Raw genomic sequence first — 14,127 nt, forward strand, 5'->3', positions numbered from 1 at the left:
GAGGCCGGCCCCTGACGGGGTCGGCCTCCTTCGTCATACCCGCCGGGGTAGGATCATCGGCCGCCGCAATCAGTTGCCTAGGTCAGGTGGAGCAATGGAACACCGGAGCGCCGAGCCTCCGAAGGGTCCGACCGGTCCGCCGCCGTCGTGGCGGCCGCCTCCTCCGCCCGCCCCTCCGCCCGCCCCTCGGATCGCGGCCGAGCCGCCCCGGACCACGCCCAGCCGACCGGGTGCCCGTCGCGCCGCGCCCCGGCCCTCCACCGCCCGCGCCCTGCTCGCCAGGGCAGAGCCGGCCGCGGCCTGGGCCGCCGAGAAGTGGGCCGCGGCCAGAGCCTCGGCGACCAAGACCTCGGCCGCCACGGGCTCGGCGAACCGGCCCTCCGCGCCGCCGAGCTGGCGGCGCTGGGGAAAGCTCACCGCGAAGGTGGCACTGGTCGGCTTCCTGGCGATCGCCCTGATCGGCTCGATGACGGCGATCGTGGCGTACAACCGGATCACGGTGCCGGACCCCAACGCCGAGTTCGAGGTCGAGACCTCGTTCGTCTACTACAGCAACGGCAAGACCGAGCTCGGCCGCTACCAGGAGGGCGACCAGAACCGGATCAAGCTGGACGCCGACGAGATCCCGGAGATGGTCAAGCACGCCGTCGTCGCCGCCGAGGACCGCACCTTCTACGAGAACAGCGGCGTCGACGTGAAGGGCATCGTGCGGGCGGCGTTCTCCAACACCACCGAGGGCACTGCCGGGGGTGCGTCCACGATCACCCAGCAGTACGTCAAGAACTACTACCTCAACTCCGAGCGGTCCTACTCGCGCAAGCTGAAGGAAGCGGTCATCGCCCTGAAGCTCACCCGGCAGAAGAGCAAGGACCAGATCCTCACCGACTACCTCAACACGATCTACTTCAACCGCGGCGCCTACGGCATCGAGGCCGCCGCCAAGGCCTACTTCGCGAAGTCGACCAAGGACCTGTCTCTCCAGGAGACCGCCGCGCTCGCGGCGATCCTCAACAACCCGGCCGGTTTCGACCCGGCCAGCAGCACCTTCCGCGGCAAGGAGAAGCTGCTCGGCCGCTACCAGTACGTCCTCTCCGGCATGGTCGACCTCGGCTACCTGAAGCAGGCCGAGGCCGACAAGGTGAAGGACGCGCTGCCGAAGTTCCCCGCGAAGACGGTGCCGAGCCGGCTCGGCGGCCAACGCGGACACGCGCTCACCATGATCAAGGCCGAGCTGCTCGGCCTGAAGGGTGCCGACGGCAAGCCGCTGTTCACCGAGGAGAAGATCGACAGCGGTGGCCTGCGGATCACCGCGACGCTCTCGCCGAAGGTGATGAAGGCGTCGGCCACCGCGGCCAAGACCGTGAAGCCCAAGAACCGCAAGGCGTACGTCAAGAACGACCCGGAGCAGAAGAACGCCCTGCACGTGGCGACCGCCTCGGTCGATGTCGCCTCCGGTGCGCTGCTCGGCTTCTACGGTGGCCAGGACTACCTCGACAGCCAGCACAACTGGGCCGCGACCGGCGGCCACGCGGGGTCGACGATGAAGGTCTTCGCCACCGCTGCGGCGATCGCGAAGGGCTACTCGCTGGAGTCGACCTGGGCGGGCGACTCGCCGTTCACCACCTACACCGGCTCGCAGGTCGTCAACGAGGGCGAGCAGGCCGGCGTCGCCGACGGCATGGACTACGGCCAGTACATCACCATGCTCAAGGCGCTGGAGCAGTCGGTCAACACGGCCTACATCGACATGACCGAGTCGATGGGTGGGGCCGAGGAGGGGCGCAAGGCCGTCTACCAGACCGCGCTCGACGCGGGGCTGACGCCCGAGAAGGCTGACCCGAGGTATCCCGGCATCCCGAGCACGTCCGGCTACCTCACCGACCAGGACGACCGGATCGCGCTGGGCGGCGCCAACGTCAGCCCGATCAACATGGCCAACGCCTACGCCACGATCGCCAACGGCGGCTACCGCCACGACGTGCACGTGGTGAAGAAGGTCCGCGACCGCGCCGGCAACGTCCTCTACAGCTGGAACGGCCGCAAGAACGCCCGGCACGCGATCTCCGAGGACGTCGCCGCCGACGTGACGTACGCGATGCAGGGCGTGGTGCAGAGCGGCTCGGGCCAGAAGGCCCAGAGCATCGGCCGTCCGGTGGCCGGCAAGACCGGCACCGGCACCTGCACCAGCGAGCAGTACGTCTGCTCGTCCTGGTTCGTCGGGTTCACGCCGCAGATCGCGACCGCCGTGCGCTACTCGCGCGGCAACGGCGAGGGGAAGCTCGACGGTGGCTGGATGCCGTCCTACTTCGGCGCCGACTATCCCACCGAGACCTGGGCCGCCATCATGGCGAAGGCCATGGAGGGCAAGGAGGTCGAGAACTTCCCGGAGCCGGTCTACGTGGACGGCCAGGACCCCGAGCCCGGCCACGAGAAGCAGCTGATCGCGCCGCCGCCACCACCTCCGGAGGAGGACGACGGCGAGGAGTGCGACCCGATCGCGGAGTTCTTCGGCGCCTGTGAGGGCAATGGCAACGGCAACGGCAATCCCTGGGAGGGTCGTCCGTGATCTGAGATACGTGCCCACGTATCGAGATGACGAGTTGGTGGGCGCGCCCCGACTCGGGCAGCATCTTCGCCGAAGGTCACGACTGCCAGCGCGAAGCCCCGGCTTGCTGGCGGGCAACCCTCCCACGCGGTGGGGTGCTCCGGGTGACGACCAGGCCCTCGCCGAGGTGGCGCGGGCAAGCGCGTGCTTCGCCCGGGCAGCCCTCGCGCGGCCCTGGGGGAGCCATGACCCCCGAAGGGTGCCCCCATGTCACTGCTCCCGCTCGTCGGCTCGAAGACCCAGGTCCCGCTGCTGGACGGGTCGACCGCGACGTACGCCAACCTCGATGTCGCCGCGTCGGCGCCGGCCCTGCAGGCCGTGGCCGACCGGGTGGCCGAGGTCCTGCCCTGGTACGCCTCGGTGCACCGTGGCGCCGGCTACCTGTCCCAGGTCTCGACCGCCCTCTACGAGGAGTCGCGCGCGACCATCGGCGCCTACGTCGGAGCCCGTGAGGACGACGTCACCGTCATCACCCGCAACACCACCGACGCGGTGAACCTGCTGGCCGGCTGCGTACCCGGGCGGGTGCTCGTCCTCGACATCGAGCACCACGCCAACCTGCTCCCGTGGCACCGGGTCGACGCGGGCGTCACCGCCGTCACCGCCCGGGACACCCTCGCCGGCACCATCGACGCGCTCGCCGGCGAGCTGGCCCGCGGCGACTACGCCCTGGTGTCCGTCACCGGTGCCTCCAACGTCACCGGCGAGGCGCTGCCGATCGGCGAGATCGTCACCCTGGCCCATGCCCACGGTGCCCGGGTCCTCGTCGACGGCGCCCAGCTGCTCGCCCACCGCCACTTCTCGCTGGCCGTGACCGGCGCCGACTACGTCGCCTTCTCCGGCCACAAGCTCTACGCCCCCTACGGCGCCGGAGCCCTCGTCGGGCGCCGCGACTGGCTCGACGTCGGCACCCCCTACCTCGCCGGGGGAGGGGCGGTCGACGACGTGGAGGTCGGGGAGACCACCTGGCAGCCCGCCCCCGCACGCCATGAGGGCGGCTCGCCCAACGTCATCGGCGCCGCGGCGCTGGCCGCGGCGTGCACGACTCTCGGCGACCTCTCGGCCGCCGAGCTGGACCGCCACGAGGCGTCGCTGAGGGGGCGCCTCGTGGCCGGCCTGTCCGAGGTGGAGGGTGTCGAGATCCTCCGCCTGTGGCCGGACTCCGACGAGCCGGTCGGCGTGGTCACGTTCACCGTCGACGGCATCGAGCCCGGCCGGGTCGCGGCCTACCTCTCCGCCGAGCACGGCCTGGGCGTACGCGACGGCCGCTTCTGCGCCCAGCCGCTCCTCAAGCGCCTCGGGCACACCGGCGGCGCGGTCCGCGCCAGCATCGGCATCGGGACCTCGGCCGGCGACGTGGACCGGCTGGTGGCCGGCGTACGTGCTCTTCTCGACGGTGACGTCCGGGGCGACTACGTCCTCCTCGACGGCGCCTGGACGCTCGCCGAGGACCCGCGGCCGTTGGTCGGACCGGTCGGTCTCACCCGCCTCGCCGACACCGCCGGATCGTGCGGCGCGGCGGTGTAGTGCAGGGATGAATCCAGGCGCTCACGGTGTTGAGGAACTGTGAGTGAACGAGTGCATGGCGAGCGGAAGGTACGCGGCGGCAAGCTCGTCGTCGTCGACGCGACGGTCTCCGCTGATACGATCATCGACGTCGTCCTCTCGGGCGACTTCTTCCTGGAACCCGACGAGGCGCTGGGGTGGCTGACCGCGGCGCTGGAGGGACAGCCGGCGGACGCGTCCCTCGACCGGCTGACGGCCTCTCTGGACGCGGCCGCGCGTGACGCCGAGCTGGTCGGCTTCGGCACCCGCGACATCGCCCTGACGGTGCTGCGCGCGCTCGGCCGGGCCACGACCTGGGACGACCTCGACCTCGAGATCGTCGAGACCGGGCCGCTGTCGCCGACGATGCAGATGGCCCTCGACGAGGTCATCGTCCGCCAGGTCGCCGAGGGTCGCCGCGCGCCCAACCTGAGGTTCTGGGACTGGGCCAGCAGCGCGGTCGTGATCGGCAGCTACCAGTCGCTCTCCAACGAGGTCGACTCGGCCGCCGCCGAGCGTCACGGCATCGAGGTCGTACGCCGCATCTCCGGTGGGGGCGCGATGTTCATCGAGCCCGGCAACACGATCACCTACAGCCTCGCCGTGCCCGACACGCTCGTGGCCGGCATGTCCTTCCAGGAGTCCTACGCCTTCCTCGACGAGTGGGTGCTGCGCGGCCTGCGCAGCGTCGGCATCGAGGCCGCCTACGCCGGCCTGAACGACATCGCCTCGCCGGTCGGCAAGATCGCCGGCGCCGCGCAGAAGCGGGTCCCCGGCGGCGTCCTGCACCACGTCACGATGGCCTACGACATCGACGCCGACAAGATGCTCGAGGTGCTCCGGATCGGCCGGGAGAAGATGTCCGACAAGGGCACCAGGAGCGCGGCCAAGCGCGTCGACCCGATCCGTTCCCAGACCGGGCTCAGCCGCGAGAAGGTCGTCGAGGCGCTGCTGGCCGAGTTCGAGCAGAGCTTCGGGGCTGCGTACGTCGGGCTCGATCAGGCCACGATCGACGAGGCTGCCGCGCTGGTTGTTGGTAAGCACGGCGCGCGGGAATGGATCACTCGGGTGCCGTAGGTGTGGGGCTTGCCCCCATACGTTGTGAGGCCCGGCGACTTCGTCGCCGGGCCTCAAAGATTTGGACTCCGCTGCTCGGAGCGTTCCTTGGATGAGATGGGGGGGTCCTCATTCACGACCGACATCACGAGCAGCGGAGCGTCGCCAGTTTGGCACGCTGGAACTTGCCGTCGCAATAGGTGAAGGCCCCTCTGGCCATATTTTCTGTCGGTCGATCCGCAGGGCAGAACTCATGACCTATCGAAAGTGCCTTTCTAGAGGCCTTCGACCCTGTCACCGGCGGCGGGCGCGGGAGTATGGCGGGCCTGCGAATGACGCTGGCGGCGGTGGTCGGCTACCCTGGACACATGCAGATGTCTGTCCTGCTTCTTAGGCAGCCGCGCTGACCCTGAGGGACACACCCCGGTCACGCGGCTACCCCTCCATGTGAGGGGCCTTTTTAGTTCTACGGAGCTTTGTTCCAGAAGCAGTCTTGACGCACGACACTCGACAAGGACGAAAGACCAATGACGCAGGAGCAGGCCGAGCAGGCGACGTACGACGTCGTGGAGCTGCAGGACAAGTGGCGCCCGATCTGGGAGAAGCTGGAGCCGTTCAAGGCGGGCCAGCGTGCGGGGGCCGAGAAGCGCTACGCGCTCACGATGTTCCCCTACCCCTCGGGCGACCTGCACATGGGCCACGCCGAGGTGACCGCGCTCCACGACGTACTGGCCCGCTACTGGTGGCTGAAGGGCTTCGACGTCCTGAACCCGATCGGCTGGGACTCCTTCGGCCTGCCCGCCGAGAATGCCGCGATCAAGCGCAACGAGAACCCCGCCGGCTGGACCTACGCCAACATCGAGACCCAGGCGGAGTCGTTCAAGCGCTACGGCATCTCCTTCGACTGGTCGCGTCGGCTGCACACCTCCGACCCGGAGTACTACAAGTGGACGCAGTGGATCTTCCTGAAGCTGTACGAGGCCGGCCTGGCCTACCGCAAGAAGTCCCCGGTCAACTGGTGCCCCAACGACCAGACCGTGCTGGCCAACGAGCAGGTCGTCAACGGTGAGTGCGAGCGGTGCGGCGCGACGGTCACCAAGCGTGACCTGACCCAGTGGTACTTCCGCACGACGGCCTATGCCGAGGAGCTGTACAACGGCCTGGACAAGCTGCAGGACACCTGGATCGGCAAGGTCGTCAACATGCAGCGCAACTGGATCGGCCGGTCCGAGGGCGCGCACGTCGACTTCGAGATCGCTCTGACCTCGGGTGAGACCAAGAAGGTCACCGTCTTCACGACCCGTCCCGACACGCTGTACGGCGCGACCTTCATGGTCGTCGCCGCCGACGCGGACCTGGCCGCCGAGATCGTGGCGCCCGAGCGGGCCGCCGCGCTGGAGAGCTACCTGGAGGACGTACGCAAGGCCTCCGACATCGACCGGCTGGCGACCGACCGTCCCAAGACCGGTGTCGACCTGGGCGTCACCGCGACCAACCCGGTCACCGGCGAGCAGATCCCGGTGTGGGCCGCCGACTACGTCCTGGCCGACTACGGCACCGGCGCGGTCATGGCCGTCCCGGCCCACGACCAGCGTGACCTGGACTTCGCCAAGGCCTTCGACCTGCCGGTGCGCCGCGTCGTGGACGTGCCGGGCGCGGACAACCCCGAGGAGACGTACGTCGCGACCGCCGGTGACGGTGCGTACGTGAACTCGCCCGAGCTGGAGGGCGTCGCCGACAAGGCGAGCGGCATCCACAAGATCATCGAGAAGCTGGAGGCCGAGGGCCACGGCAAGGGCACGATCAACTACCGGCTGCGTGACTGGCTGCTGTCGCGGCAGCGCTACTGGGGCGCGCCGATCCCGATCATCCACTGCCCGGTCGACGGCGAGGTGCCGGTGCCCGAGGCCGAGCTGCCGGTGCAGCTGCCGGAGCTGAAGGGCGCCGACCTGAAGCCGAAGGGCGTCTCGCCGCTGGCGGCCGCCACGGAGTGGGTCAACGTGTCGTGCCCGAAGTGTGGCGGGCCAGCCACGCGCGACTCGGACACGATGGACACCTTCGTCGACTCGTCCTGGTACTTCCTGCGCTACCTGTCGCCGACCGACGAGACCCAGGCGTTCTCCTCGGAGGCCGCCCGCGAGTGGGGCCCGGTCGACTTCTACCTGGGCGGCGACGAGCACGCGGTGCTGCACCTGCTGTACGCCCGCTTCTTCACCAAGGCGCTGCGTGACATCGGCCTGATCGACTGGGACGAGCCGTTCTCGGCCTACCTGTCGCAGGGCAAGGTCATCAACGGCGGCAAGAAGATGTCGAAGTCCCTGGGCAACGGCGTGAACCTGTCGGACGTGCTGGAGGAGTTCGGCGTCGACGCGACCCGGCTGACGCTGGTCTTCGCCTCCCCGCCGGAGGACAACATCGACTGGGCCGACGTCTCGCCGGGTGGCTCGGCGAAGTTCCTGCAGCGGGCCTGGCGCCTGGCGGGCGACGTCACCTCGGAGCCGGGTGTGTCTTTCGACGACGGCGACGTGGCGCTGCGCCGGGTCACCCACAAGACGGTCGCCGAGGCCGAGCAGCTGATCGAGTCCTACCGGTTCAACGTGGTCGTGGCTCGGGTGATGGAGCTGGTCAACGCCACCCGGAAGGCGATCGACTCCGGTGTCGGCCCCGCCGACCCTGCCGTACGTGAGGCCGCGGAGACGGTCGCGATCCTGCTCTCGCTGGTCGCGCCCTACACCGCCGAGGAGATGTGGGAGCGTCTGGGGCACGAGCCGACGGTCGCGCGAGCCGCGTGGCCCACGGTCGAGCCCCACCTGCTCGTCGAGAACTCCGTGACCGCCGTCGTGCAGATCAAGGGCAAGGTCCGTGCGCGCCTGGAGGTCTCGCCCTCGATCTCCGAGGCCGACCTCGAGGCCGCCGCCCTGGCCGACCCCTCGATCGCCGCCGCGATCGAGGGCCAGACCGTACGCAAGGTCATCGTCCGCGCGCCCAAGCTGGTCAACATCGTCGTCTGATCACATCGGGTCGGCTCGTGGTGCCGTCGCGATGGGTCGATCTGTAGGCTTCGGGCATGGCCCGGGTAGCGATCGTGACCGACTCGACCGCGATGCTTCCATCCGATCTCGGGGATGCCACGGAGCTGATCACATCGGTGCCGTTGCAGGTGATCGTGGATGGGACGTCGTACGACGACGGGGTGGAGGAGACGTCGCCGCAGGCGCTGCTGACGGCACTGGCAGCGCACCGGACGGTGACGACCTCTCGACCGTCGCCGGCACTCCTGGGGGAGGTCTACGCGAAGCTCGCGGCCGAGGGGTTCGACGAGATCGTCTCCATCCACCTGTCCGCGGAGCTGAGCGCGACGTGCGAGTCCTCGATGCTCGCCGCGCGCGAGGCTCCGGTGCCGGTGATCACGGTGGACACGCGGCTGGTCGGCCCCGGGGTCGGGTTCGCGGTGATGGCCGCCGCTGCTGTCGCCGGTCGTGGCGGCAGCGCGGCCGAGGCGAAGGCGGCCGCGTTGGAGCGGGTCGCGGCGACGCGTTCCTACTTCTACGTCGACACGCTCGAGTACCTGCGCCGTGGCGGGCGGATCGGCGCTGCCGCCGCGCTGCTCGGGACGGCGCTGGCGGTCAAGCCGCTGCTCACGATCGAGGAGGGGCGTGTCGTGCCGCACGAGCGGGTGCGTACGGCTGAGCGGGCGATCGCCCGGCTCCAGGCGCTCGGGCTCGAGGCTGCCGAGGACGCCGACGCCGTCGAGGTCGTGGTCGCCCACCTGGGCAGCCCGGACCGGGCAGCGGCGATGACCGAGGGGCTGTGCGCCGAGCTCGACGGCAAGATCGACGGAGACGTACGCGTCGGGGAGCTGGGTGCGGTGCTCGGTGCGCACGTGGGGCCGGGGTGTGTCGCGGTCGTCGTGGGGCCTCGGCTCTGATCCTGGGCTGATCTCGGCCTGATCTCGGGCCGGTTGCCGTCCACAGGGATGGTTCAGGATCGGGTTCTCCACAGGCGCCGAAATCGCGCTCGGAACCGTCGGCGCGGGCGCATAGTTTCGGCCGCATGCGCACCCGACCGACCACCGATCATGCCGATGCCGTCGCCCGGCGGCTGGAGCAGCTGCGTGCCGAGCTCGACCCGCCGGGGGAGGCGGACGAGGGTGAGGACGACTGGCAGCCGCCGTGGTGGGACGGGCCGGCTGCGACCGACACCGCGGAGCTGGATCCGCTGGTGCCGGTCCCGGGGCGGCACGCGTCCCGGCGGCAGGTCGTGATCTCACCCGACGCGATGCTGCCGGAGCCGCTGCGCGGGCGGGTGAGCCTCGGTCCGTGGCATCTGGTGGTGGTCTCGCTGGTGCTGGTCGCGGGGTTGGCGGTGGCCTGCTGGTGGATGATCCGGGCCGATCCCGAGGTGGTTCCAGCCGCCCGGGCGTCGCCGTCGGCCTCCCCGCTGGTGTCCCTGCCGACCGGCTCGGCCGCGCCGGGGAGCGTCGCCGCGGTGCCGTCGGATGGGGCGTCGGCAGGGACGGTGACGGTCGATGTGGAGGGCAAGGTGCCCAAGCCAGGCATCGTCGTGCTGCCGGTCGGCTCGCGGGTGGTGGATGCCGTCGAAGCAGCCGGTGGGGCGTCCCACAAACACCTCGCCGGTCTCAACCTCGCAGCCCTGCTCAGCGACGGGCAGCAGATCGTGGTCGGGGTGCCGGCCGGCGGAGCGGGTGTTGCTGCGCCCGGCTCCGGTGGTCCGGTGGCAGGGGCGCCGCCAAGGGCTGGGGTGAGTCTCAACGCCGCCTCCATGGAGGAGCTGGAGACCTTGCCAGGGGTCGGGCCGGTGACGGCGCAGGCGATCATCGACTGGCGCACCACCAACGGCGCGTTCACCTCGGTCGACGAGCTGCTCGAGGTCGACGGGATCGGACCGAAGACCTTCGACTCCCTGGAACCGCTGGTCACGTTGTGAACGATCTGCGACTGCCGCTTCTCGGGGCCGGTGCCTGGGCGGGGGCGCTGGCCGGGCCGGTCGTCGCGGCAGGCGGACGGTCCGGCATGGTCCTGCTGGCGCTGCTCGCCGCCGTCCTCGGCATCGGTGGCGGTTGGGCGGTCCGCCAGCGCCGGTCGACGGTGCTGGCCCTGGTGCTGATGATCGCCGGCACTGCGATCGTCTCGGGACTGCACGCCGCCCGGGTCAGCGACAACCCGGTCGCGCAGCTGGCGGCGCGAGAGGCGCAGGTGCGGGTGATCGCCACCGTCACGACCGACCCGAAGGAGGTGACCGGCCAGCATGCGACCTACCAGCTCCGGCGCGCCGGCGTGCGGGAGATCAGGGGCCGCGGGGTGGTCTACCGGCTGCGTACGCCGGTGGTGGTGCTCGGTGACGACGCGTGGGCCGACATCCCGCTGGGGGCGACGGTGGCGACGACCGGTCGCCTGGCGAAGAGCGACTCGCACGAGGAGTCTGCGTTGCTCATCGCGGGGGAGCCACGGGTCGTCGCCGGTCCGGGGCTCTGGTGGCGGGCCTCCGACAAGCTACGCCTCTCCATCCGGGACGCGGTGGCACACCGACCACCCGACCAGGCCGCGCTGGTTCCCGCCCTGGTCGACGGTGACGACACCGGGCTCTCCGACGACCTCGCCGACGACTTCCGCACCACCGGGCTCACTCACCTGCTCGCGGTCTCGGGCACCAATCTGACCCTCGTGGTGGGATTCCTGCTCATCATCGCCCGGTGGGCCGGGGTGCGGGGGAGAGGTCTGTACGCCGTCGGGGTGCTCGGCATCCTCGGGTTCGTCGTGCTCGCGCGGACCGAGCCGAGCGTGGTGCGTGCCGCCGCAATGGGTGCGGTCGGGCTCCTGGCGATGACGCACAACGGACGCCAGCGAGCGCTGCGCGGACTCGGCGCTGCGGTGATCGGGCTCCTGCTGATCGACCCGAGCCTGGCGACCTCGGTCGGGTTCACCCTCTCGGTGCTGGCCACCGCCGGCATCCTGCTCTTCGGACCGCCATGGCGTGATGCGCTGCGGCGGTGGATGCCGCAGTGGTGCGCGGAGGCGATCGCGGTTCCGGCCGCCGCGCAGCTGGCGTGCACGCCAGTGGTGGCCGCCATCTCCGGCCAGGTCAGCCTCGTCGCGGTGCTCGCCAACCTTCTCGTCGAGCCCGCCGTCGCACCCGCGACGGTGCTCGGCCTGCTGGGAGGTCTGCTCGGGCTGGTGTGGGATCCGCTCGGGATGGTTGCGGGCACGCTCGCGACTTGGTGCGTCGCCTGGATCATCGCCGTCGCTCGCTTCGGCGCCGGGCTGCCGACCGCCGAGGTCGGCTGGGCGACGGGGCCGCTGGCCCTGGTGGTGCTGGTCGTCGTCTGTGCCGCGATCGCGTTCCTGGCGCCACGGGTCCTTCGGCATCCGGTCACCGGCGTCGCCGGATGCCTGGTGCTGCTCGCCGTGGCGCTGGTGCGGCTGCCGAGCCCGGGCTGGCCGCCGGCAGGGTGGGTGCTGGTGATGTGCGACGTCGGGCAGGGAGACGCGCTGGCGGTGCGTACGGGGCCGGGGAGTGCGGTCGTCGTCGACGCCGGCCCCGACCCGGACCTCGTCGACGACTGCCTCGACCGGCTCGAGGTCGACGACGTCCCGCTCGCGGTGATCACCCACTTCCACGCCGACCACGTCAACGGCGTCGAGGGTGTCTTCGCCGGACGTCGGGTGGGCGAGCTGTGGACCTCGCGCCTCCAGGACCCGCCCGAGGGAGTGCGGGTCCTCGGCGAGGCCATCGGGGCGGCCGGAGTGGTGCCGGTCCCGGCTCCCTACGGAGCCACGGTGACCATCGGCGAGGTGCGGATCCAGGTGCTCTGGCCGACGGCAGGCTCCGACACCCGCGGACCCGGAGACGGCTCCACGGCCAACGACGCGAGCGTCGTCCTCCTCGTCGAGTCGCACGGTCTGCGCCTGCTGCTGACCGGTGACATCGAGCCGGAGGGACAGGACCAGCTCGCCGACGACCTCGCCGGTCTCGACATCGACGTGCTCAAGGTGCCCCACCACGGCTCGCGCTACCAGGACCTCGACTGGCTGCGTACGCTGCACGCGCAGGTCGCGCTCACCTCGGTCGGTGCCGGCAACGACTACGGCCATCCCGCCACGGCCACGGTCCGGGGGCTCGAGGACAGTGGCACCGAGGTCTACCGCACCGACCGCGACGGCTCGGTCGCGGTCCTCGAGTCGGGAGGGGAGGCCGCCGTGGTGACGCGATAAGTGTCGGTGCCGTGTGGGAGGGTTTGAGCATGGCACGCACCGCCTCCGCCCCGAGCCCCACCGGAAACCTGTCGGCCGCCGATGTCCTCGGCCGGGTGACGCTGGTGACGGGCAAGGAGGAGTTCCTGGGGGAGCGCACGGTCGCGGCAGCGAAGGCCGCGGTGAAGGAGTATGACGCCGAGGCGGAGATCTCCGAGGCGACCGCCGCCGATCTGACCCTGGCCACGCTCGGCGAGCTGAGCGCCCCGTCGCTCTTCTCGAGCATCCGCTGCGTCGTGGTGCGCAACCTGGAGAACCTGCCCGACGAGTCCGTGGCAGGCCTGGTGGACTACGCCGGGATGCCCTCGGAGGAGGTCGCGCTCATCCTCGTCCACGGAGGAGGACAGAAGGGCAGCGGCACGCTTGCGAAGCTCCGCAAGCTCCCGAAGGTCACCGAGCACAAGTCCGTCGAGCTGAAGGCGCGTGAGTTCGGCAGCTTCGTCAAGGCCGAGATGCGGCTCCACGGAGCGAGCCTCGATGAGGAGGGCGCCGACTTCCTGATCCAGGCGGTCGGCCAGGATCTCCGTGCCCTGGCGGCCGCGGCGAGCCAGCTCGCCGGCGACAACGAGGCGAAGCGACTCGGTCTGGAGCACGTGAAGCAATACTTCGGCGGCAGGGCCGAGGTGAAGAACTATGTGATCGCCGACGCGATCATCTCCGGCGACCGGGTCAAGGCGCTCGAGGAGATCCGCTGGGCCCTCGACACCGGCTCCTCCCCGGTCTACGTCCTCTCCGCCGTGGCCGGCCAGCTCCGCACCGTCGCCAACCACGTCGCCGGAATCCGCGACAGTGGCACCCCGCCCTGGAAGCAGAAGTCCATCGCCGGCCTCGCCCGCGGCTGGTCGCGCGAAGCCATCGGCGAGGCCCTCCGCTCGGTCGCCCGGGCCGACGCCGACCTCAAGGGCGCCGCCAGCGACCCTGCGTACACGCTCGAGCGTCTCGTCCTCACCATCGCCGCCCTGCGCCAGCGCTGATCACAGCACGCCGAGACCGTAGTTCTGGCGGCCGAAACCGCACTTGTGGGGGCCGAAACTCGAGTTTCGGCCCCCACAACTGCAATCTCGGCCGCCACAACTGCCCACTCGGCCGACAGAACTGACGTCTCGGCAAATGCGAAAGCCCCCGTCACACAGGACGGGGGCTTCGGTGCGGCTTACCTCAGAGAGAGGCAGCCTTCTTGGCGATCGCCGACTTGCGGTTGGCGGCCTGGTTCTTGTGGATGACGCCCTTGGAGACGGCCTTGTCGAGCTTCTTGGTGGCGACCTTGGCGTTCTCGACCGCAGCGTCCTTCTCGCCGGCCTCGGCGGCGGCGTGGAACTTGCGGATGACGGTCTTGAGCTCGCTCTTGACGGCCTTGTTGCGCTCGTGCGCCTTCTCGTTCTGCTTGTTGCGCTTGATCTGCGACTTGATGTTCGCCATGGGTAAGTGATCTCCAGTGCTTCGACGTGTGGTGGTGCGAGCTCTCAATCCGGCCCCTCGGGGAAAGTGAGAGGGGAGAGGCCTACGCGAACACGCTTGCGGTCAAGATTACAGACACGCGTCGCGTGGCCTCAAATCGCCGTACCCTCAGTAGCTACTCGGGGGTAGGATGTGGTGATCTCGGTCACGAGATTTCCGGGCGGGACCCCTGTTGCGACGCGACTCGAGCGT

Annotated in this window: 9 protein-coding genes and 1 riboswitch; of the genes, 8 read left to right on the forward strand and 1 reads right to left on the reverse strand. The window is 70.3% G+C overall.

All coding sequences use genetic code 11. The annotated features are described in order from the left end of the window. Positions 1-94: 94 nt before the first annotated feature. The 8 genes from HD557_RS06450 (at position 95) to holA (ending at position 13,451) form a co-directional block, all read left to right on the forward strand. A complete protein-coding gene (locus HD557_RS06450; protein ID WP_231380199.1) occupies positions 95-2,566 on the forward strand; it encodes a transglycosylase domain-containing protein in 2,472 nt (823 codons plus the stop codon). 74 nt (positions 2,567-2,640) lie between these two features. Then, positions 2,641-2,754, forward strand: a riboswitch (SAM riboswitch). A 58-nt stretch (positions 2,755-2,812) separates the two neighbouring features. Continuing rightward, on the forward strand, positions 2,813-4,132 hold the full coding sequence (locus HD557_RS06455; protein WP_196873299.1) for an aminotransferase class V-fold PLP-dependent enzyme: 1,320 nt from the start codon (positions 2,813-2,815) through the stop codon (positions 4,130-4,132). 39 nt (positions 4,133-4,171) lie between these two features. Then, positions 4,172-5,227 (forward strand): lipoate--protein ligase family protein, encoded by a 1,056-nt coding sequence (locus HD557_RS06460; RefSeq protein WP_307785544.1) that lies wholly within the window; start codon positions 4,172-4,174, stop codon positions 5,225-5,227. Between the two features lie 506 nt (positions 5,228-5,733). After that, positions 5,734-8,217, forward strand: a complete 2,484-nt coding sequence (leuS, locus tag HD557_RS06465; RefSeq protein ID WP_196873300.1) for a leucine--tRNA ligase — start codon at positions 5,734-5,736, stop codon at positions 8,215-8,217. Between the two features lie 56 nt (positions 8,218-8,273). Continuing rightward, entirely contained in the window at positions 8,274-9,134 is an 861-nt protein-coding gene (locus HD557_RS06470; protein WP_196873301.1) for a DegV family protein, read from the forward strand. A 125-nt stretch (positions 9,135-9,259) separates the two neighbouring features. Then, positions 9,260-10,153: a ComEA family DNA-binding protein gene (locus tag HD557_RS06475; protein ID WP_196873302.1), complete on the forward strand. Its 894-nt coding sequence runs from the start codon at positions 9,260-9,262 to the stop codon at positions 10,151-10,153. Further along, on the forward strand, positions 10,150-12,438 hold the full coding sequence (locus HD557_RS06480) for a ComEC/Rec2 family competence protein (RefSeq protein WP_307785545.1): 2,289 nt from the start codon (positions 10,150-10,152) through the stop codon (positions 12,436-12,438). Before HD557_RS06475 ends, HD557_RS06480 begins: the two co-directional genes overlap by 4 nt. 29 nt (positions 12,439-12,467) lie before the next feature. Beyond that, entirely contained in the window at positions 12,468-13,451 is a 984-nt protein-coding gene (gene holA, locus HD557_RS06485) for a DNA polymerase III subunit delta (protein ID WP_196873303.1), read from the forward strand. A gap of 184 nt (positions 13,452-13,635) precedes the next feature. On the opposite strand, the gene rpsT is transcribed toward holA, so the two are convergent. Continuing rightward, positions 13,636-13,896 carry a 30S ribosomal protein S20 gene (rpsT, locus tag HD557_RS06490; RefSeq protein ID WP_008363690.1) on the reverse strand — a complete coding sequence of 87 codons (261 nt, stop codon included), beginning with the start codon at positions 13,894-13,896 and terminating at the stop codon, positions 13,636-13,638. Between the last annotated feature and the right edge of the window lie 231 nt (positions 13,897-14,127).

This window comes from Nocardioides luteus, from assembly GCF_015752315.1.
Classification (GTDB): domain Bacteria; phylum Actinomycetota; class Actinomycetes; order Propionibacteriales; family Nocardioidaceae; genus Nocardioides.